This is a genomic window from Roseicitreum antarcticum (genome assembly GCF_014681765.1).
GTDB lineage: Bacteria > Pseudomonadota > Alphaproteobacteria > Rhodobacterales > Rhodobacteraceae > Roseicitreum > Roseicitreum antarcticum.
Genome location: NZ_CP061498.1, coordinates 724,802 through 746,148, shown reverse-complemented (window position 1 = coordinate 746,148; position 21,347 = coordinate 724,802). Strand labels below are relative to the sequence as shown.

At 64.0% G+C, this 21,347-nt stretch carries 16 protein-coding genes; 9 read left to right on the top strand and 7 right to left on the bottom strand.

Annotation, left to right across the window (positions count from 1 at the left end; all coding sequences use genetic code 11):
- Positions 1-297: 297 nt before the first annotated feature.
- A complete protein-coding gene (locus tag H9529_RS03430) occupies positions 298-2,271 on the top strand; it encodes a divergent polysaccharide deacetylase family protein (protein WP_190305688.1) in 1,974 nt (657 codons plus the stop codon).
- A gap of 111 nt (positions 2,272-2,382) precedes the next feature.
- Here H9529_RS03430 and H9529_RS03425 read toward each other — a convergent pair whose 3' ends face one another.
- On the bottom strand, positions 2,383-2,715 hold the full coding sequence (locus H9529_RS03425; RefSeq protein WP_092891137.1) for a HesB/IscA family protein: 333 nt from the start codon (positions 2,713-2,715) through the stop codon (positions 2,383-2,385).
- 86 nt (positions 2,716-2,801) lie between these two features.
- Here H9529_RS03425 and H9529_RS03420 point away from each other — a divergent pair, with 86 nt between their 5' ends.
- Positions 2,802-4,034 carry a deoxyguanosinetriphosphate triphosphohydrolase gene (locus tag H9529_RS03420; RefSeq protein WP_092891139.1) on the top strand — a complete coding sequence of 411 codons (1,233 nt, stop codon included), beginning with the start codon at positions 2,802-2,804 and terminating at the stop codon, positions 4,032-4,034.
- 109 nt (positions 4,035-4,143) lie between these two features.
- Here the strand turns inward: H9529_RS03420 and H9529_RS03415 are convergent, their stop codons facing one another.
- Both H9529_RS03415 and H9529_RS03410 read right to left on the bottom strand, forming a co-directional pair.
- Positions 4,144-4,956 carry a glutamate racemase gene (locus tag H9529_RS03415; protein ID WP_092891141.1) on the bottom strand — a complete coding sequence of 271 codons (813 nt, stop codon included), beginning with the start codon at positions 4,954-4,956 and terminating at the stop codon, positions 4,144-4,146.
- Positions 4,957-5,041: 85 nt separating this feature from the next.
- Positions 5,042-8,464, bottom strand: a complete 3,423-nt coding sequence (locus H9529_RS03410) for an indolepyruvate ferredoxin oxidoreductase family protein (protein WP_092891143.1) — start codon at positions 8,462-8,464, stop codon at positions 5,042-5,044.
- 160 nt (positions 8,465-8,624) lie between these two features.
- Here H9529_RS03410 and H9529_RS03405 point away from each other — a divergent pair, with 160 nt between their 5' ends.
- Positions 8,625-9,536, top strand: coding sequence for a LysR family transcriptional regulator (locus tag H9529_RS03405; protein WP_092891412.1), 912 nt, complete (start codon positions 8,625-8,627; stop codon positions 9,534-9,536).
- Between the two features lie 539 nt (positions 9,537-10,075).
- Here H9529_RS03405 and H9529_RS03400 read toward each other — a convergent pair.
- Genes H9529_RS03400 through ispD form a run of 4 tightly spaced genes read right to left on the bottom strand, consistent with a single transcriptional unit; the run spans position 10,076 to position 12,314 of the window.
- Positions 10,076-10,546 (bottom strand): CinA family protein, encoded by a 471-nt coding sequence (locus H9529_RS03400; protein WP_092891145.1) that lies wholly within the window; start codon positions 10,544-10,546, stop codon positions 10,076-10,078.
- Positions 10,543-11,040, bottom strand: coding sequence for a phosphatidylglycerophosphatase A family protein (locus H9529_RS03395; RefSeq protein ID WP_092891147.1), 498 nt, complete (start codon positions 11,038-11,040; stop codon positions 10,543-10,545). Before H9529_RS03395 ends, H9529_RS03400 begins: the two co-directional genes overlap by 4 nt.
- Positions 11,037-11,585: a 2-C-methyl-D-erythritol 2,4-cyclodiphosphate synthase gene (gene ispF / locus H9529_RS03390; RefSeq protein WP_176847206.1), complete on the bottom strand. Its 549-nt coding sequence runs from the start codon at positions 11,583-11,585 to the stop codon at positions 11,037-11,039. Before ispF ends, H9529_RS03395 begins: the two co-directional genes overlap by 4 nt.
- Positions 11,586-12,314 (bottom strand): 2-C-methyl-D-erythritol 4-phosphate cytidylyltransferase, encoded by a 729-nt coding sequence (gene ispD / locus H9529_RS03385; RefSeq protein WP_176847208.1) that lies wholly within the window; start codon positions 12,312-12,314, stop codon positions 11,586-11,588.
- Positions 12,315-12,506: 192 nt separating this feature from the next.
- On the opposite strand from ispD, the gene dusB reads away from it, so the two are divergent.
- From dusB to trkA, 6 genes are all read left to right on the top strand, one after another.
- On the top strand, positions 12,507-13,565 hold the full coding sequence (gene dusB / locus H9529_RS03380) for a tRNA dihydrouridine synthase DusB (RefSeq protein WP_092891149.1): 1,059 nt from the start codon (positions 12,507-12,509) through the stop codon (positions 13,563-13,565).
- The gene (locus tag H9529_RS03375; RefSeq protein WP_092891151.1) at positions 13,562-14,668 is read left to right on the top strand and encodes a two-component system sensor histidine kinase NtrB; all 1,107 of its coding nucleotides are present in this window, start codon (positions 13,562-13,564) and stop codon (positions 14,666-14,668) included. The genes dusB and H9529_RS03375 overlap by 4 nt, the downstream gene beginning before the upstream one ends.
- 12 nt (positions 14,669-14,680) lie before the next feature.
- Positions 14,681-16,066, top strand: a complete 1,386-nt coding sequence (locus H9529_RS03370) for a response regulator (protein WP_092891153.1) — start codon at positions 14,681-14,683, stop codon at positions 16,064-16,066.
- Positions 16,067-16,178: 112 nt separating this feature from the next.
- The gene (locus H9529_RS03365) at positions 16,179-18,428 is read left to right on the top strand and encodes a sensor histidine kinase NtrY-like (protein ID WP_092891155.1); all 2,250 of its coding nucleotides are present in this window, start codon (positions 16,179-16,181) and stop codon (positions 18,426-18,428) included.
- A gap of 39 nt (positions 18,429-18,467) precedes the next feature.
- Positions 18,468-19,868 (top strand): nitrogen assimilation response regulator NtrX, encoded by a 1,401-nt coding sequence (ntrX, locus tag H9529_RS03360; protein ID WP_092891157.1) that lies wholly within the window; start codon positions 18,468-18,470, stop codon positions 19,866-19,868.
- Positions 19,869-19,913: 45 nt separating this feature from the next.
- The gene (gene trkA, locus H9529_RS03355; protein WP_092891159.1) at positions 19,914-21,290 is read left to right on the top strand and encodes a Trk system potassium transporter TrkA; all 1,377 of its coding nucleotides are present in this window, start codon (positions 19,914-19,916) and stop codon (positions 21,288-21,290) included.
- The last annotated feature ends 57 nt before the right edge of the window (positions 21,291-21,347 follow it).

The following is a 21,347-nucleotide window of genomic DNA, read 5'->3' as shown; positions in this document are numbered from 1 at the left end:
GGGGGCGATCTGTTGATTGGTCTGCTGACCGGTCTGTTGGCTGGTACGCGTGCCGGTTGGGCGCGATCCGAGCCGTTCCGCTGCCCGGACGCGTCGAAGTGTTTGATCCCACGCGCAGTTTGTGGAAAACCCAAGGGGTGGTAGGGTTTGCCCAAGCAGCAGCAGGAGCATAATGTGAGCAGGGGTTTTTTATCCGGTCTGGCGTGGGGGGCAGTTGCTTTCGTTGTGGGGTTCGGGGTGCTTGCCGTGCTGGCCCCCAGACCTGAGACGGGGCGGCCTGAGACGGGGCGACCTGAGATGGGGCGGCCTGAGATGGGGCGGCCTGAGATGGGGCGGCCCGCTGATATTGCGCTTTCGCCCACGCAGGGTGGGGGCAATTCCACTTCTGATGCCCCGGGCCGTGATGAACGGGCCGCTGACGCACCCGACCGGGATGCTGCGGCGACGACGGATGTGGCGCCCGATACACCTGCCGACCTCGCGGGCCCTCAGGATTCTGCGCCCGCGCCGCAGGGCGATTCTGTCGATCCGCGAACGGGCTTCACCTTGCAGGGCATTTTGCCGCCCAGCGGTGCGCCCGGTCCTGCCGATGCAGGGGGCGGCACCGGCGCGACGGGATCGGACGCCGGACCGGCGTCTGCTGATGCCACTGCATCCCCCGATTTAGCGGCCCCGGACACCCCCTCAGCCGCGTCCATGGGCGCCGGGATCTCCGCCTCGGATCGTGCCGGTGATGCTACGCTTGAACCGCAGCCGCAGGCAACGGCGCCTGCAGAAGGTGCAAGCGCCGCGCCGCCCAGCCCGCCCGCCTTCGATCCGGGTGCGGGGGCACGCGGGGTTGCGCCTGAAGGCGATATGCCGCCCCGCATTGGCGTCCCCGAAACGGCGTCCCGCATCGGGGGACCGCAGATAGCTGATAGTGGCGGGCCGCAGGCGATCCCGCAGCCCGGTCTGACCGCGCCGGATCTGCCCGCCCTAAATACCGAAGCACCCGCGCTGCAACCCGCCGAGGCGCCGCAGGAAAGCGCAGCGGAGGGGTCCGCAGGCGGTGCGCCTGACCCATCACAGGCTGCTGACACTGCCCAAGACCTTGTGGGCCAAAGCCTGCCTGACGCCGCCGCAGCACCGCAACAGGATGCGGCTGGCCAGAGCACGGACAATGTGGGCGCTGACGCCCCGGTTGCAGGCATCCAGACCGACGCGGGCCCACCCCCGACCGGCGAGGCCCCCAATGACGAGGTTCTTGCGGACGATGCCCCCGCCGCGCCAACTACCGCCGACACAACAAACCCAGCTACCACAGGAATTTTCTTTCCGGACACGGGTACGGCAGAACCAGCTCCGGCAGACGAAGTCACAGATGCGCCCACCGCAGACAATCCTTCCGACACGGCCCCGGCATCCGATAGCGCGGCATTGCCGCCGCAGCCGGGTTTTACCCCGTTTGACGGGGTGCGCACGAACCGGCTGCCCTCGATCACCGAGGACGCGCCCGCATCTGACTTTGGTGGCTCTGGGGCGGCAGGCGCAGGCGGTTCAGGCAGTGTGGCAGGGGCTGGCGCAGCCCCGGCAGATGACGCTTTCGATCTTAGCCTGCCTGCCTATCTGCGCTACGCAATACCGTTTGAAAATCCGGACCAACTGCCGCTGATGGCCATCGTGCTGCTGGATGATGGGCTGCCTGCCGCAATCCGTGACCTGATCGCCGATCTGCCGTTCCCGCTGACGATGGCGGTTGATCCGACGCTGCCTGACGCGGATGCTATCGCGCAGGCCTACCGTGATGGCGGTAAGGAAGTCGTGGCGCTTGCCACAGCGATCCCGGCGCGCGCGACGGCGGCGGATATCGACGTGACGCTTGGTAGCCACCTTGGTGCGCTGACGCAGGCTACGGCGGTGATGGATCTGCCGCGCGCCGGGTTTCAGGGCAACCGCAACCTTTCTCAGTTGATCGTGCCGGTGCTGGCGCAGGACGGGCATGGCCTCATCACTTTTGACCGGGGGCTGAATGCGGCGGCGCAGGTCGCGCAATCGGCAGGCCTCGCGCAGGTGCGGGTGTTCCGCGATCTGGATGACGAGTCGCCAAATCCCTTCGTTCTGCGCCGCTATCTGGACCGCGCGGTGTTCGAGGCCGCGCGCGACGGGCGTGTGGTGGTGATGGGCCGTGCTGCCCATGCGCCAACGCTGGAGGCGATCATCTCGTGGCGGATGGAAGGGCGGGCATCGGACGTGGCACTGGCCCCGGTATCCGCAACCTTGCGGGGAGAGTGAGCGCGCATCGCTGCCTTGCGGCGCAAGAATGCCAACAATCGCACGGGCAGCGGAACACAAGTGCTACGCGCCGCCCACAGGCGCCGGGCTTGTCCCACGGGAACGCCCGGCTTACATCGAGAAGCTGATCCCGCAGCCGCAGCTGGAGCTGGCGTTGGGGTTGTTGATGACGAAACGCGCGCCGATCAGGTCTTCGGAAAAGTCGATCTCGGCATTCGCCAGGAAGGGCAGGGAGACTTGGTCGATCACCACGCGCTGTCCGTTCTTTTCCAGCACCATGTCGTCGGGTGCCGGGTCATCCAGCCGGATGTCGTATTGAAAGCCTGAACAGCCGCCGCCATCGACGCCCACGCGCAAGGCAACCGCATTGCCGGCATCGGCGGCAATCTCGGTCAGGCGCGCGAAAGCACGGTCTGTCACACGCGGGGGCAGGGTGAGGGTCATAATGTCACCGTTTCCTCATTTCCGATTGGTATTGAACCAGATATAACCCTCCATGTCCTCTGCGACAAGTAAAGGCACTGAAACATATGACACATCCTTTGGCGTTCACCGGTTCCGGCCTGGCCCCCTATGCCGCGCAGGCGGCGCAGTCGCGGGGGCGGCTTCATAGCGAAACGGTCAGCACCTTCCGGTCCGAGTTTCAGCGCGACCGCGACCGGATCATCCATTCCTCGGCCTTCCGGCGGCTGAAGCACAAGACGCAGGTGTTCATCGAGCATGAGGGTGATTACTACCGCACCCGCCTGACCCATTCCATCGAGGTGGCGCAGGTGGCCCGCACACTGGCCGGCGCGCTGGGGCTGAACACCGACCTCGCCGAGGCGATCGCGCTGGCGCATGATCTGGGCCACACGCCGTTCGGCCACACGGGCGAGGACGCTTTGCAGGCGCTGATGGCGCCTTACGGCGGGTTCGACCACAATGCGCAGGCCTTGCGGATCGTCACCTCGTTGGAACGCCACTATGCAGAATTCGACGGGCTGAACCTGACATGGGAAACGCTGGAAGGGCTGGCCAAGCACAACGGCCCGCTGCTGCGGCCTGACGGCACCCCGCGCAAGGGGCCGCTGGCATTCGCGCTGGCTGATTACAACGCGCGCCACGATCTGGAGCTGTCCAGCTTCGCCAGCGCCGAGGCGCAGGTCGCAGCGATTGCTGATGACGTGGCCTATAACCATCATGACCTGCATGACGGCCTGCGCTCTGGTTTGTTCACCGAGGTGGATCTGATGGAGCTGCCGATCACCGGCCCTGCGTTTGCGCAGGTGGACCGGCTCTATCCCAACCTCGACGTGATGCGGCGTCGACATGAGGCGCTGCGCCGGGTCTTCGGCGTCATGGTCGAGGATGTGCTGCATGTCGCGGGCACACGGCTTTCGACCTCGGCCCCGCAATCTGCGCAGGAAATTCGCGACCTGGATGTGACGATCATCCGGTTTTCCGACCGGCTGTTCCGCGAGTTGAAGGTGATCCGCCAGTTCCTGTTCGACCGGATGTACCGCGCACCCAGCGTGATCGCCATGCGGTCCGAGGTGACGCAGATGGTGAATGACCTCTTTCCGCTGTTCATGAACGACCCCGCGCTTCTGCCCGCCGAATGGCAGCAAGATGTGGTGGACGCGGTGGACGAGGTCGCGCTGGCGCGGATCGTGGCAGATTATGTGGCGGGCATGACCGACCGTTTCGCCATTCAGGAACACGGGCGGCTGACCGGGCGGCCCGTGGCGCCGCCGGTGGTGCTGGGTGGCGGGCTGCGTTAAAACGCGTGCCGCGTGAAAATGTGCGCCCGTCCTGCGCGGCGCAGACATGCGAAGACAGCGGGGGCGCGTTGCGGGACCACGAAGGATCGGCGACGCCGGCTCGCGTTCCTCAGGCCGACTGAAAGCTGATCTGACGGCGCAGGAATTGCGTGGCCTTATGGCTGACGCGCACCGGGTCGGCGGTGGTCAGAAATTTCGACTGGTCGCCCGGCCCGACCATTTCGGGCCGCCGCGCCAGATAATCCGACAGGCTGGCCGCCACCAGTTCGGGCTGCGAATAGACCGCAACGCCGGGACCTAGGGCGGTGCGGAACGCCTCTTCCATCAGGGGATAATGCGTGCAGCCCAGCACGGCGGCCTCGGGCATCGGCATGCGGCGCTTCAGCGCCTCGACATGGGAATGGACCAGCGCTTCGGCCAGGATCATGTCGCCCTGTTCGATCGCATCGACCACACCGCCGCAGGGCTGTGCCTCGACATCCACGCCGATGGCGCGGAACGCCAGTTCGCGCTGGAATGCGCGGCTGGACACCGTGGCGGGGGTGGCAAACAGCGCGACATGCTTTACCGCGACCTCACGCGGGGGGGAATTGTCGCCCCATTGCCGTTCGGTCAGCGCCTCGATCAGCGGGACGAAGACGCCCAGCACGCGCTTGTTGCGTGGCACCCAGGTTTCCTGCATGCGCTTCAGCGCGGCGGCGCTGGCGGTGTTGCAGGCCAGGACGACCAGATCGCAGCCTTCGTCCCACAACCTTTCGACCCCGGCGCAGGTCAGGTCAAAAATGTCATCCGAATTCCGCACGCCGTAGGGCGCATGCGCATTGTCACCCAGATAGACGAAGGGCACATCGGGTAGCCGGTGCGTTACCGCACCCAGAACCGTCAGCCCGCCCAGACCTGAATCAAACACTCCGACTGCCATTTGCGCCTGCCTTTGCTTCCTGCGACTGACCCCAAGTCATAGGACCAGCCCAGAGATAAATCCATGGGCTGTTTTGCGGGCAGGCTCATGCGGCTTCTTTGGCGACCTTCGGCCCCCCGGCGCGGAATTCGGCCAGCAATTCCGCACGCCGTTTCGCGGCGGCCTCGGCATTGGCGGCCTTCACCGGACCAAAGCCTCGGATCTGCAAGGGCAGTTCAGCCAGTGCCAAGGCGGTGGGCAGGGTTGCGGGCGCGACCTTGGGCAGGATTTCGGCCATGTCGCGCTCATATTCCGCGATCAGGGCGCGCTCCATCCGGCGCTCGGCGCTGTAGCCGAAGGCGTCCAGCGGCGTGCCGCGCAGGCGTTTCAGCGGTGCCAGCACTTTGAAGCCACGCAGCATCCACGCACCAAAGCGGCGCTTCACGGGCCGCCCGTCGCTGCCGGTACGGCTGAGGATCGGCGGGGCCAGGTGGAAGGTCACATCCAGATCGCCGTCAAAGGTCGCGCGCGCCTTCTCCAACGTGTCGAGATGCAGCCGCGCGACCTCGTATTCATCCTTGTAGGCCAATACCTTATGGTAACCTTTTGCCACGGATTCCTGCAACGCGGGGTCGCTGACGCTGTCCACCAGCTTGCGGTAGCGGCGGGCCAGGCGGGCGGATTGATAAGCGGTCAGGTGCGTGGCGCGGAAGTCGATTTTTTGCTGCAAAGTCTGCGGCTTATCGACCACTTCTGCGGTGAGGACCTTGCCTGCGGCCTTGGGATGCGCCACGCTCCAGCGGCCCAGCTCAAACGCACGCTTGTTGCCTTCAATGGCAGCCTTGTTCAGTTCCACGGCGCGCAAGATGGCGTCGCGGCTCAGCGGGATCAGCCCCATTTGCCAGGCGGCACCCAGGATCATCATGTTGGAAAAGATGCTGTCACCCAGCAGTTTTTGTGCCATTTCCGAATAATCGAACAGCCGCAGCCGGTCGCCCAGACGCGCCTCAAGCGCGCCGCGCAAGTCGTTGGTGGGCAGGCGGAATTCGGTGTTGCGGGTAAAGTCGCCGGTGATGATCTCGGCGGCATTGACCACCGCGCCGGTCTGCCCTGCGGTCATCAGGCCCAGGGTCTTCGCGCCCGCCGTGGTGACCAGATCGCCGCCGATGACGGCATGCGCTTCCCCCGTTGCGACGCGGATCGCGCTGATATCGCCGGGTTTTTTCGCCAAGCGGCAGTGGATATGCACCGCGCCACCCTTTTGTGCCAGCCCGGCCATCTCGATCATGCCCGCGCCGATCCCGTCCAGATGCGCCGCCATGGTCAATATCGCGCCCACGGTCACCACCCCGGTGCCGCCGACGCCGGTGATCACGATGTTATGCGTGCCGTCTATCGCGGGCAGAGCAGGCGCGGGCATGTCGGGGAGTTCGACCGCCTGCGTTGCGGATTTGCGGACTTTGGCGCCCGAAAGCGTGACAAAAGACGGGCAGAAGCCATTGATACAACTGAAATCCTTGTTGCAGCTGGACTGGTCAATCGCGCGTTTGCGGCCCAGTTCGGTCTCCACCGGGACCACGGCGACGCAGTTCGATTGTACGCCGCAATCCCCACAGCCTTCGCAAACATCGGTGTTGATGAAGACGCGCTGATCGGGGTCGGGGAATTCGCCACGCTTGCGGCGGCGGCGTTTCTCGGCCGCGCAGGTTTGCGCATAAATTATGGCTGATACGCCCTTGATTTCGCGAAACTTCTGCTGCACGGTCATCAGCTCGGCGCGCGGGTGGTTTTCGACACCGGCAGGGAACAGCGACAGGTCGGGCTTTTCCTTGTCGTCATAGACCAGCGCGATATGTTCGACGCCCATCGCCTTGATTTCACGCGCAATCTTGTCAGCAGTCAACCCTCCTTCATTGGCCTGCCCGCCGGTCATGGCGACGGCATCGTTGAAGAGGATCTTGTAGGTGATGTTCACGTTCGCGGCCAATGCCGCGCGGATCGCGAGGTTTCCGGAATGGTTGTAAGTGCCATCGCCAAGGTTTTGAAACACATGGGGCGTGTTGGAGAACGGCGCCTCGCCGATCCAGTTCGCACCCTCGCCGCCCATGTGGGTGAAGCCCGAGGTCTCTCGGTCCATCCACAGTGACATGATGTGGCAGCCAATACCTGCATAGGCGCGTGATCCATCCGGCACCTTGGTCGAGGTGTTATGCGGGCATCCTGCGCAGAAATAGGGCAGGCGGCTGGCGTGGTCGGTGGCGTTGTCGGCGCGCCGGGCCTCGTTCAGTCGCGCCAGCCCTGCGTGGATATGGTCGGCATTGCGGCCCTCCTCCAGCAAGATCTCCCCGAGCTTTTCAGCGATCATGATCGGGTCAAGCGCGTAGCGGGTGGGGAACAATTCCAGCCGCCGCCCGTTTTCCCAGGTGTCGCCCTTGTGCCAGCCATAAACGCGGCGGCCGCGCCGGTCGTCGAAGATCGCTTCCTTGACCTGCACTTCGATCAGCTTGCGCTTTTCCTCGACGACGATAATCAGCTCCAGCCCCTCGGCCCAGTCGTGAAAGCCGTTCATGTCCAGCGGGAAGGTCTGGCCTATCTTGTAGGTAGAGATGCCAAGGGCCTCGGCCCGGTCGGCGTCAATGCCAAGGAGGGTCAGCGCCTGCGTCAGATCCAGCCAGTTCTTGCCCGCAGCGACCATGCCGATCTTCGCCCCCGGCTTGCCCCAGACGCGGCGGTCCATGCCGTTGGCGTTGGAAAACGCCTCGGCGGCGAAACGCTTGAAGTCGATCATCCGGGTTTCTTGCGGCAGCCAATGGTCGTTCAGGCGGATGTTCAGCCCACCATCGGGCATCTTGAAATCAGGGGTCACGAAGGACAGGCGGTGCGGGTCGCCATTGATGATCGACGTGGCCTCGACGGTGTCCTTCATCGTCTTCAGGCCGACCCAGACCCCGGCAAAGCGCGACAAGGCGTAGCCGTAAAGCCCGAAATCGAAGATCTCCTGCACGCCTGCGGGCGACACGATGGGCATATAGGCATCGACCAGCGCCCAGTCCGATTGGTGCAGCGTGGTCGAGGATTCGCCGGTATGGTCGTCGCCCATCGCCATCAAGACGCCGCCATGGCGTGAGGTGCCCGCCATATTCGCATGGCGCATCACATCGCCCGAACGGTCCACCCCCGGTCCCTTGCCGTACCACATGCCGAACACGCCATCATACTTGCCCTCGCCGCGCAGTTCAGCCTGCTGACTGCCCCACAATGCGGTGGCGGCCAGGTCCTCATTCAGACCTTCCTGAAAGCGGACATTCGCCGCCATCAGTTGCTTTTGCGCGCGGTTCATCTGCGAATCCACCGCGCCCAGCGGCGACCCGCGATAGCCGGTCACGAAACCCGCCGTGTTCAGGCCTGCCATCCGGTCGCGCGCGGCCTGGGCCAGCATCAAACGTACCAGCGCCTGCGTGCCATTAAGCAAAACTGGCGATTTCTCCAGGTCAAAGCGATCATTCAGGCTGATATTTTGCAGTCCCATCTTGCACCTCCCGAGCATTCTGGTTCAGTTAGGCCTATATTAGGTCAAGATGTATGACCTACAAAGCGGTTTCTGGCGTTCTGGTCCTTTTGTGAACCAGCGCTGCCTTTTGGATAGAAAGTGACACAAGCCGCGTCACAAGTGATAAAGAGTTAGCATGATGGACTGGGATAAATTGCGAATCTTCCACGCGGTTGCCGATGCAGGCAGCCTGACGCATGCGGGGGATGTGCTGCATCTGTCGCAATCTGCGGTCAGCCGTCAGATCCGGGGGCTGGAAGAGGCTTTGAACACCAACCTGTTCCACCGCCATGCGCGCGGACTGATTCTTACGGAACAGGGCGAACTGCTGTTCGACGCGACCCGTGCGATGTCCAAACGCCTGGACGCCGCATCGGCCCGCATCCGCGACAGCGAGGAAGAGGTGTTTGGCGAGCTGCGCGTTACCTGCGCCACGGGCTTTGGCACCTTGTGGCTGGCACCGCGTTTGCCCGCGCTCTATGCGAAATTCCCCGATCTGAAAATCGACCTGATGCTGGAAGAACGCGTGCTGGACCTGCCGATGCGCGAGGCTGACGTTGCCATCCGCATGAAGGAGCCCAGCCAGGCCGACCTGATCCGCAAACGCCTGATGAGCGTGCGCATGCGGCTTTATGCGACGCCCGAATATCTGCGGGCGAATGGTACGCCGCAGGTGATCGAGGATATGGTGAATTTCCGCCTGATTTGTCAAAGCCCCAGCGCCGCACAGGTCAGCGCGGGGGCAGCGCTGATCGCACAGTTGATGGCGCACCCCTCGCGCTCGACCTTCACGGTCAACAACTATTTCGGGGTGTTGCAGGCGGTGCTGAACCATCTGGGCATCGGACTGCTGCCTGATTATGTGACCGAGGATTTCCCGCATCTGGTGCGCGTTCTGCCCGATTTGGACAGCGCCGATGTGCCGGTCTTCCTCGCATATCCTGAAGAACTGCGGCAATCGCGCCGGGTCGCGGCCTTCCGCGATTTCGTGGTGGAAGAGATTTTCAACTACCGGCGCAACCGCCGCGATGGTCAGACCACAGGTTCCTGAGGGCGCTGCTGTGGTCTTTATCTCGCAGTTTGCGGGAGGGCGGTTCGATTGAATTTCGGGATGGGTTCGGCTGATGCACAACCTGCATGCAGGACAGAGACCGCATGGCTGTGTAGTGAGGCATGCTTGCAACGCATAGCCGGGATGTGTTGGCTGCAATAATGTTTAACTTGCGCACATATATTCAGCAAACTATATCGTAACGAGGCGAAGTGATCTTCGTCTTTACCTCCCTGTTGGACTTTGGCCGAGCTTTTTGCTCGGCCTTTTTTTTGCCTGACTGTGTTTCGCCAAAATTCAGGCGATTTTGATGCATGCTGCGCAAGGCTTCATCGCTTTGAAAACGCAACACAATATTTCCCGCATTGGTTGTATGCCGCCGGTGCATGGCGCCGGATGCTGTGCGGCGCGGGTTGCAAGCGCGGTGGGGAAGGGACCGAATCGAACCGGGATGAGTGTCGCAGGTTCAGGAGGTTGCGGGCGTGAGACCTTCAGGCAAGGGGCCGACCACACACGCTGGCTTGCGATTGCGCCTGTTGCTACCCGCCAGTGACCGCACGCACCACCATCGCCAGCGCATGCGCCACGGTTGCGGCGCGCACCTCGCTGCGCCCGATCGCCCCGAATTCTATCGTTTCGCTATCGCTCTGCGCAGGGGTTGCGAGGGCGAAGCACACACGTCCCTCGGGCTTATGCTCGGACCCGCCGGGGCCTGCGATGCCTGTGACGGCGATTGCGATATCGGCCCCGGACCGCGCCAGCGCGCCTTGGGCCATTTCCAGCGCGACCTTTTCCGACACTGCGCCGGTGGCGTCCAGCGTCGCAACGCTCACCCCCAGCATCTGGACCTTTGCCGCGTTGGAATAGGTGATGAAGCCGCGGTCAAACACCGCCGAGGATCCCGCGACATCGGTCAACGCCGCGCCGATCATACCGCCGGTGCAGCTTTCGGCGGTGGCGATACGCAGCCCGGCGGCGCGGGCGGCCTCGATGATCCTTGTCGCGCTCATGCCATGATGATCCCATGCGCGATGCCGGCGGCAACGGTGACCACCAAAGCGGCGAAAACGCCCGCGATTACATCGTCCAGCATGACGCCCAGCGGCGTGTGCATCCGGTCGGCCCAGCCGATCGGCCCCAGCTTCGTGATATCGAAGGCCCGGAATGCCAGAAATCCGACGACCCAGCCGGGCCACAGTGCCAGAAGCGCCATATCGCGCGACCATGCGCCATAGATCACGGGCAAAAGGGTGATCCACATGCCCGCGACTTCGTCGATCACAATCTCGGACGGGTCAGGGTCGGCCATGCCGCGCGTCGCCTGCGCGGTCGCCCACCATCCGATGCCGCATACCGCCAGCGTCGCCAGCACAAAGACCGGAAAGCCGCCCAGCGTGGCAATGACCCAGGCGGCGGGCAGGGCGGCCAGCGTGCCCCACGTGCCCGGTGCAGGCCGCAACAGCCCCGCGCCGAAGAAAGTGGCGATCAGCCGCGCAAAACTCATGCTTGCACCGGCTTTGGTGGTGTAGGTGCCACGGGTGTCGGCGGGATCGGTACGGGCTGCATGGGGGCCGTCTGCACCAGCGTGGCGGTGGCCATGGCGGCAATCCCCTCACCCCGGCCGGTGAAGCCCAGCCGTTCCGACGTGGTGGCCTTCACGCTGATGCGCCCGGCGTCCACCCCGGTGATCGCCGCCAATGCCTGCCGCATCGCAACGGTGTGCGGCCCGATCTTTGGGAATTCGCAGATCAGCGTCACATCGGCATGGGTCAGGGTGAAGCCGCGCGCCGCGACACGGGACATGGCATGGGCCAGGAAAATCCGGCTCTCGGCACCTTTCCATTGCGGGTCCGACGGGGGGAAGTGCTGGCCGATATCACCCTCACACAGCGCGCCATAGATCGCATCGGTCAGGGCATGCATGCCAACATCGGCATCGGAATGGCCCATCAGCCCCCGGTCATGCGCCACCTTGACGCCACACAGCCAGCAGCCGTCGCCGGGGCCGAAGCGGTGAACGTCAAAGCCATTGCCGGTGCGGATGTCCATTCAGGCCTCTTGCTGTGTTGCGCGCTGCTGCAAGATCTGCGCGGCGCGCGCGAAATCCTGCGGATAGGTCAGTTTCAGGTTATCGTCATCCCCCGGCACAATCGCGACGTCAAGCCCTGCGGCGCGCGCGATCTCTACATCATCGGCGGCATCGCCTTGATGCGCGCGATGCGCCGAAAGGATCTGATGGAAGCGGAAGCCCTGTGGCGTCTGGGCGCGAAACAAGCCGTCGCGCGCTTGCGTGCCGGTGACGCGGCCATCCACCCCGCGCCACAGCGCATCGGTGATGGGCAGCGCGGGCGCGGCACCGGGATGCCTATGCAGCGCGTCCAGCACCCGGGCGATCACCGCGCGGGCAATCAGCGGGCGCGCGCCGTCGTGGATCAGGACCAGCCCGGGCGGGGCGTGGCTGAGATGTTCCAGGGCGTTGCGCACGGATCCTGCGCGGCTCTCACCCCCGGTGACGACAGTGACGCCGTCGCGTAGCAAGGGGCGTGCCCGCGCCGTGTCATCAGGATGGAGGACCAGCACGACCCGGCCGATTCCGGCGGCGAGGATCGCGTCCAGCGTGTGCGCCAACACCATCTGCCCGCAGAGGGTTTGCCATTGCTTTGGCGCGTCGCCGCCTGCCCGTGTGCCGCGTCCCGCAGCGACGATGATTGCGGCCACATCACCGGCTGTCGCAGCGGGCGCATCGTGGGGCAGGGCGGACGTGGGGGGCTGGGGCATGGACACTCATCTGGAAAAGGCGCTCGCTGTGCTATATCGCGCGGGGGCATGTTCTGGCAATCAATGTCTTGGCCAGGCGGTTTTGCCTAAAATTTAGACGTTCGCCAAAATTTCCGTCGCCCGTGGCCGGGGTTGATTTGCGTTTCACCCCGACGCGCGCTACCGCAATTAAGACGAAGGACACAACCAGACATGACGACGCCGAACACTCTGTTACAGCTTGTGCGCAACGGTCACCGGGTTGACCTGACGCCGCCGGTGATCCTGGCGCCGATGGCGGGGATCACTGACCTGCCTTTTCGCCGTATGGTTGCGCGCTTTGGCGCCGGGCTGGTCGTGTCCGAGATGGTGGCAAGCCAGGAAATGGTGCAGGCCAAGCCCTCGTCCCGCGCCCGGGCCCGGTTGGAACTGGACGGCGGCACGGTGGCGTCGGCGGTGCAGCTTGCGGGCTGCGATCCCCATTGGATGGCCGAGGCGGCGCGTCTTGCCGAAGCATCCGGCGCGCAGATGATCGACATCAACATGGGCTGCCCGGCCAAGAAGGTTGTGGGCGGGATGTCAGGCTCGGCCCTGATGCGCGACCTCGACCATGCCTTGCGGCTGATCGAGGCGGTCGTAGGCGCGGTCAGCGTGCCGGTGACCTTGAAAACCCGGCTGGGCTGGGATGACGATAGCCGCAACGCCGCCGATCTGGGCCGACGCGCGCAGGATGCGGGCATCAGCATGCTGACGCTGCATGGGCGCACTCGCTGCCAATTCTACAAGGGCCGCGCCGATTGGGCTGCCATTGCGGGCGTGGTTCAGGCGCTGGAAATTCCGGTGATCGCGAATGGCGACATCACTTGCGCGCAGACTGCACGCGCGGCGCTGGCGGCGTCCGGTGCGGCCGGGGTCATGGTGGGTCGCGGCGCACAGGGCCGCCCCTGGATGCTGGCGCAGATCGCCGCAGACCTCTTTGGTACTCCCGCCCCGGTTGTGCCGGTCGGTGCGGCGCTTGTCGATCTGGTTGCGGCGCATTATCAGGACATGCTCGCGTTTTATGGCCGTGATCTGGGTATCCGGGTCGCGCGCAAACACCTGGGCTGGTACATGGCAGAGGCAGGGGGCGAGCCTGCTGCGCGCCGCTTTGTGTTGACCCAGACCGACCCGGCGCAGGTGTTGGCCGCATTGCCCGCCGCGTTGATGCCCAGCCCGGCGATGCCCACGCCGCTGCACGCCGTCGCAGACGCGCCGCGAAAGTCTGCCGCATGAAGCGGCCGCCCCTCACAGGTCCGGTTACCGGCGTCATCTGGGCCTCGCTCCCCGTGCCCACGGTCCTGCTGGCCCCAGATGACAACGGCATCGAGGTGTTTACCGATTGCAACCCGGCGGCGGAACAATTCCTGTCCGCCTCGCGCCGAAGCCTGATGTCCACGCCTGCGTTCGACCGCCTGATGATTGATGCGGCGATCGAACTGGCGCTGGATCGCGCGCGGGCCAACCGCGCGGCGATCTTCATCAATGATGTGCTGGTCGGCACCGGCGACCGCGCGCCGATCATCTGCAACCTGCAACTGGCGCCTCTTGGCGACGATCCGAATATCGTGATGATGCTGATTGCCCCGCGCGAGATCGCCGGACGGCTGGGCCGGGCCGAGGCGGTGAAATCCGCCGCGAAATCAGCCATCGGCATGGCCGACATGCTGGCCCATGAGATCAAGAACCCGCTGGCAGGCATTGCCGGTGCGGCGCAGTTGCTGTCGATGGGGCTTAAGGCCGAAGATCTGGAACTGACCGATCTGATCGTCGAAGAGACCCGGCGCATCGTGAAGCTGCTGGAACAGGTCGAACAATTTGGCAACCAGCGCCCGCCTGAATGCCGTGCCGTCAATCTGCATGACATCCTGGAGCGCGCGCGTCGTTCCGTGATGGTGGGCTTTGCCGCGCATATGAGTGTGAGCGAGGCCTACGACCCGTCGCTGCCGCTGACATGGGGTGATCCCGACCAGCTGCAACAGGTGTTCCTGAACCTGCTGAAGAATGCGTCCGAGGCGCAGCCGGGTGGCGGGCGCATTCGCATCAAGACCTTCTTTGAACAATCCCTGCGGGTTCGCGGCCCTGACGGGCAGGGCGTGGCGCTGCCACTGCATGTCGAGATCATCGACGACGGGCCGGGCCTGCCGCCGTCGATTGCTGCGGATATCTTCGACCCCTTCATCAGCGGGCGTGAAAACGGCACCGGGCTGGGCCTGGCGCTGGTGTCGAAGATCATTGCCGATCATGGCGGCTGGATCGCTGTGGACAGCGCGCCGGGCCGTACCGTGTTTCGTGTGTCACTGCCGATGGCCCCAAAAGATAAAACCGATGAAAAGTAAGGAGCAGTCCTGATGGACGGAACGATCCTGGTTGCTGACGATGACCGCACCATCCGCACGGTGCTGACGCAGGCGCTCACACGGGCCGGGTGCAAGGTGCATGCGACCTCCAGCCTTACGACGCTTTTGCGCTGGGTCGAAGAAGGGCGCGGCGACCTGGTCATCACCGATGTGATGATGCCCGACGGCAACGGGCTGGAGATGATCCCGAAAATCAGCAAGGAACGCCCGGGCCTGCCCGTCATCGTGATCTCGGCGCAGAACACCATCATGACCGCCATTCAGGCGACCGAGGTGGATGCTTATGATTACCTGCCAAAGCCCTTCGATCTGCCCGATCTGATGAAGCGGGCGGCGCGCGCGATGGATCAGCGCCGCCATGTCGCGCGCCCCGCTATCACCGCACCGCCGCCGCGCGACAGCATCGGCAACGACCTGCCTCTGGTCGGTCGCACAGTGTCGATGCAGGCGCTTTACAAACTCGTGGCGCGGGTGATGAACAGCGACATGCCGGTGCTCATCACCGGGGAATCGGGCACTGGAAAGACACTGATCGCGCGCACGATCCACGATCTTTCCGACCGACGCGCGCTGCCCTACGTCGTGGCATCGGCCAGCGATCTGGACGGGCTGGATGGTCCCGCGACCATGCTTTCACGGGCGCGCGGCGGCACGCTGGTCTTCGACGAGTTGGGCGATTACGACGAGGACAAGCAGGCCCGCGTGGTGCGCATGCTTGACACCCTTACTGAAAACGGCCCGCGCATCTTGGCCACCAGCCAGGTGGATCTGAACGCGCGGCTGTCATCGGGGACCTTCCGCGAGGATCTGTTCTACCGCATCAGCGGCGTCAGCATGGTGGTGCCCGCATTACGCGAGCGCGTCGACGACCTTGACCTGCTGTGCGAGCATTTTCTGGCCCGCGCCCACCGCGAAGGCCTGCCCGCGCGCCGATTGTCTGCAGAAGCGCTGGAAATGGTGCGCGCGTACAGCTGGCCCGGCAATGTGCGGCAACTGGACAATACCATGCGGCGTCTGGCGCTGACCGGGCATGAACCCGAAATCTCGCGCACCGAAGTCGAACAGATCATGCGCAACCAGCCCGCGATGGAACCTCTGCGCGAAGGCGGCGGCGGGGGCAGCGGCGAGAAGCTGGCGGAATCGGTCACGCGTCACCTGCGCCGCTATTTCGACCTGCATGGCGGTGAACTGCCACCGCCGGGCCTGTATAACCGTATCCTGCGCGAGATGGAGGGCCCGCTGATCGAGATTGCGCTGGATGCCACCGCAGGCAATCAGGCGCGCTGCGCCGATCTTCTGGGGATCAATCGCAATACCCTGCGCAAGAAGATTTCCGATCTCGATATTCGCGTGACACGCCGCCGCAAGTTGATGTAAAACAGCAACAGGCGGCGTTGCGCAAATACGTCAGCGCGCTGCGTACCGGGGCGTTTTCCGTGCCGGAATGTGGAAAGTGGGGCGTGTTCGCCCCGGTGCGTAAGGAGACTCCGTGCAGCGGGCGGTTGATCAACGGGTATTTCAGCGCTTCGCTCGATTTCGTCGCACGCGCCGGGTGCAGACCATCAGCACGCTGGTGTTGGTCGCCCTGGCGCCGGTGCTGGTGTTCACCACGCTGTGGGCTTTGGGGCTGGCGCAGGGTGGGTTGGCGGGGACGGAACTGCGCCTCGTGCTGCTGGCCGATCTCGTCTATATCCTTGTCGTGGCCTATCTGGTGCTGGCGCGCGTGGCGCGTATTGTCTCCGAACGTCGGTCGGACAGCGCAGGATCGAAGCTGCATCTGCGGCTGTCGGGGCTGTTCGCGCTCAGCGCGCTGATCCCCACGGTGTCGGTGGCCGTCTTTGCCGGGTTGACGCTGAATGTCGGGCTGGAGGGGTGGTTTTCTGACCGGGTGCGCCTTGTGGTCGGCAATTCGCTTGCCGCCGCCGAGGCCTATCAGGAGGAGCAAGAGCGCGACCTGACCGAAGACACGCTGGCACTGGCCGCGTATCTGGAGGCGGCACGGCAGGCATTTCCGCTGATCGACGACGGGCAACTGCGCCAACTTCTGTCGCAGGCGCAGGGGCAGGTGCAACGCGGACTGCGTGTAGCCTTCGTGATCGACGGCGACGGCACGATCCGCGCGCGCGGCGAACGGTCTTACCTGTTTGATTTCTCCGCGCTTGCGCCCGAGGATTTCACCCGCGCCCGCGAGACAGGGATAACCCTGATAAAAGACTGGCGCAGCAACGAGTTCCGGGCCCTTGTTCCCCTGGACACCTACCTCGACAGGTATCTTTATGTGGCGCGCGCGGTGGATGGCGACATTCTCAGCCTGCTGGACGAAACACGCGAAACCGTGCGTCTCTATCAGCAGATGGAGCGCGAGCGCGGGCGTTTGTTGTTTGATTTCGGGCTGTTATACCTTGGCTTTGCCGTTATCTTGATGCTGGCCGCGATCTGGCTTGGCCTGTCCTTTGCCGAACGCCTCTCGCGGCCTATCGGGCGGCTGGCGGCGGCGGCGGCGCGGGTCGGCGGCGGCGATTTTGATGCGCAGGTGCGCGAGGAACCGGGTGATGACGAAATCGCCACCATGGGCCGTGTTTTCAACCAGATGACCGGACAACTTAAGAAACAGCGCGAAACCTTGTTGGAAAACAACCGTCAGATCGAGGCCCGGCGGCGCCTCTTTGACAGCGTGCTGGGGTCGGTCACGGCGGGCGTGATCGGGCTGGATGCCGAGGGCCGCGTGCAGTTCATCAACCGCGCCGCCGAACGCCTGCTCGGCTGCGAAGGGGCGGTGTCGCAGGGGACCGACATGGATGCGGTCGCGCCGGAATTCGTGCCGCTGCTGGCACGGCTGCGCGATGCGCCCGTCGATGTGGGCCGCGTGCAAGATGAGGTGCGTTTGTCGCGCGACGGGCGGCTGGAAAGCCTGTTGGTGCGGATCGCGGGCCGGATGCGCATTGACGGCACGCTTGAGGGCTATGTCATCGCCTTTGACGATGTGACCGATCTGGTCAGCGCGCAGCGTATGGCAGCATGGGGCGACGTCGCGCGCCGTATCGCGCATGAAATCAAGAACCCGCTGACCCCGATCCAGCTTTCCGCCGAACGCATCAAGCGCAAGTTCCGCCCGATGGTGGGGGCGGAAGCCGACACGCTGGACCAGCTTGCCGATGTAATTATTCGTCAAACCAATGACTTGCGCGCCATTGTTGATGAGTTTTCCAAATTCGCCCGCATGCGCGAACCCGACCGCAGGCCGCATGATCTGGCCGCTATCTTGCGCGATGCCATCTTGTTGCAGGAAACCGCTCAGCCTGGTGTGGCGTTTAACCGCGACATACCTGAAGGTCCGCTGACAATGGAAATTGATGCAACCATGCTGTCACAGGCCTTCACAAACCTGATAAAGAACGGCGTGGAAGCTACTGAATCCCATGCCGAAAAGGCGGGTAAGGGCGCCTATGCACCGCAGCTTCAGATTACGTTGCGCGCCCTCGAACGGGCCGTCGTGATAACCATCGCCGATAATGGTGTCGGCCTGCCGCAGGACCGCGCGCGCCTGTTCGAGCCCTATGTAACCACCCGCGACAAGGGCACAGGGCTGGGCCTGTCGATTGTCAAGAAGATCATCGAGGAACATGGTGGAACCTTGCAACTAATTGACGCGCAAGACTTTTCCGGACAAGGCCGCGCGGGCGCCATGGCTGAAATCCGATTGCCGCTGCTGAACGCGGCGCGCACAGCGACAGACTGACCCTTCCATGCGACGGGTCTGGAGACGACAGGGGGAAACATGAGCGATATTCTAATCGTTGACGATGAACGCGACATTCGCGAACTGATATCGGAAATCCTGCAAGATGAAGGGTTTACCACCCGTCTTGCCTGTAATTCAGATGAGGCTATGGCGGCCGTGAACGCCGAGCCGCCCGCTTTGATGATTCTGGATATCTGGCTGAAAGATAGCCGGATGGACGGGATCGACATCTTGATGACGGTCAAGCGTTCCAACCCCGATATTCCGGTGGTCATCATCTCGGGTCACGGCAATGTCGAAATCGCCGTGGCGGCGATCAAGCGCGGTGCCTATGACTTCATTGAGAAACCCTTTAACATCGACCAGTTGATGGTGGTGATTACCCGGGCGATGGAAGCATCCAGGCTGCGGCGCGAGAATTCGGAACTGCGCAACCGAGATACCACGAATGCAGAAATGGTCGGGCAATCCAACAGTTTCAAGGTGTTGAAGTCGCAACTTGATAAGGTCACGCGCTCAAACGGGCGGGTGATGCTGACGGGTCCGGCGGGCTGCGGCAAGGAAGTTGCGGCGCGTTATATTCACAGTCTGTCGAACCGCGCGTCGGCGCCGTTTCTCAGCGTCAGCGCCGCTGCAATCGCGCCAGAGCGGATGGAAGAGGTGCTGTTTGGCCGCGAAACCGCTGACCGCGGGATCGAGGCCGGGATATTCGAGCAGGCGCATGGGGGGGTCGTCTACCTCGATGAGGTGGCAGACATGCCCGCGGGCACCCAGTCCAAAATCCTGCGCGTGCTGGTCGATCAACAGTTCACCCGCGTCGGCGGCGTGGACAAGGTGCGGGTCGATCTGCGCGTGGTCTCCAGCACCACGCGTGACCTGAAGGCCGAAATCAACGCGGGTCGCTTCCGGCAAGAGCTGTTCGACCGGCTGAACGTGGTACCCATCGTCGTGCCCGGGCTGGCAGAGCGGCGCGATGACATTCCGGTGCTGGCCGCCCATTTCGTGGATTTCTTTCACAAGACACAGGGCCTGCCGCACCGCAACCTCAGCCCCGAGGCAGAGGCACAATTGCAGGCGATGAACTGGCCCGGCAACGTGCGCCAGCTGCGCAATGTGGTGGAACGTGCGCTGATCCTGGGTGAGGGCGGCGACCTGATCGAGCCGCGCGACATTCAGGGCGATGCCGTGGTGTCGGACGGCGACGGGCAGATGGTGGTCTCGGCCGCGCTGACGACCTTGCCGCTGCGCGAAGCGCGAGAGTTGTTCGAGCGGGAATACCTGCTGGCGCAGATCAACCGTTTCGGCGGCAACATCAGCCGCACGGCGTCTTTTGTTGGCATGGAACGCTCTGCCCTGCACCGAAAACTCAAGACATTGGGCGTGAATTCCGGTGCACTTTCGGTTGCACGCGATCCCGACACGGCGCAGAACGAGTAGCGACCCGAGTCTTTCGGGCCACGACAGCAAGCAGATAGGTGCGTGATGAAGATTATCGTCTGTGGGGCCGGTCAGGTCGGCTGGCAGATCGCGCGGCAATTGTCGCTCGAACGCAACGAGGTGACGGTGGTCGACAACAACCCCGTCCTCGTGCGCCGCGCGACCGACACGCTCGATGTGCAAGGCGTCACAGGTTTTGCCAGCCATCCCCATGTGCTGGAGGCTGCGGGCGCGCGCGATGCCGACATGCTGATCGCCGCGACCTATTCCGACGAGGTCAACATGGTCACCTGTCAGGTGGCGCATTCGGTGTTCAACGTCACGCGCAAGATCGCGCGCCTGCGCGAACAGACCTATCTGGAACCGCAATATTCCGACCTTTTCCGGCGCGAGCATATGCCCATCGACGTGGTCATCAGCCCCGAGCGCGAGGTATCGAAGGCAGCGCTCCAACGTATCGCCGCGCCCGCGACGTTCGATATCGAGGATTTTCTGGACGGTCTTGGTCAATTGCTGGGTATCGCGCTGGAAGATGACTGCCCGGTGCTCAACACGCCGCTGCGCCAGTTGACGGACCTTTTCTCGACCCTGCGCGCGGTGGTGGTGGGCGTGCGCCGCAACGACCGCATCTTCGCGCCCGAGGCCGGGGACCAATTGTTCAGTGGCGACCAGGTCTATGTGTTCTGCGACCGGCGCGATGTGGACCGCACGCTGGAGATCTTCGGCAAATCGGTGGCAAAACAGGAACGCGTCGTGATTGTGGGCGCTGGCAATGTCGGCCTGTCGGTGGCGCGCGAACTGGAAAGCCGCGCGGTGCGGGTGCGGGTCAAGGTGATCGAGAAATCGCGCGCCCGCGCCGAGATTGCCGCCGATGCGCTGGAACGCACCATCGTTCTGCATGGCGACGGGATGGATGCCGACCTGCTGCGCGAAGCGGGGATCGAGCGCGCCGATGCCGTGCTGGCCCTCACCGATGATGACAAGACCAATATCCTCGTCTCGGTCCGCGCGAAGGCTCTGGGCTGTCCGCTGGCGATCAGCCTGGTGAACGACCCGACGCTGGTGCCTCTGATGGGGCCGTTGAACATCGACGCCTATATCAACCCGCGCGCCACGACCGTGTCGTCGATCCTGCGCCATGTGCGGCAGGGCCGGGTGCGCGCGATCTATGCCATTGGTGACGGCGAGGCCGAGGTGATCGAGGCGCAGGTGCTTTCCTCATCCCCCATGGCAGGCAAGCTGATCCGCGAGATCGACTTTCCCGAAGGCGCGCTGGTCGGTGGGCTCATGCAGGACGGCGTTATGATCAAGCCCACCGGGTCGACGCGGGTCGAGGAAGGCGCGATCATCGTGATCTTCGCCCTGGCGAAGGACGTCGCCGAGGTAGAGCGTCTGATGCAGGTCGCGGTCGAATATTTCTGAGGGCGGCGGGCCCGCGTGGCCCGCCCCCGGAATACCTGCGCCGCCGATGCGCGCAGC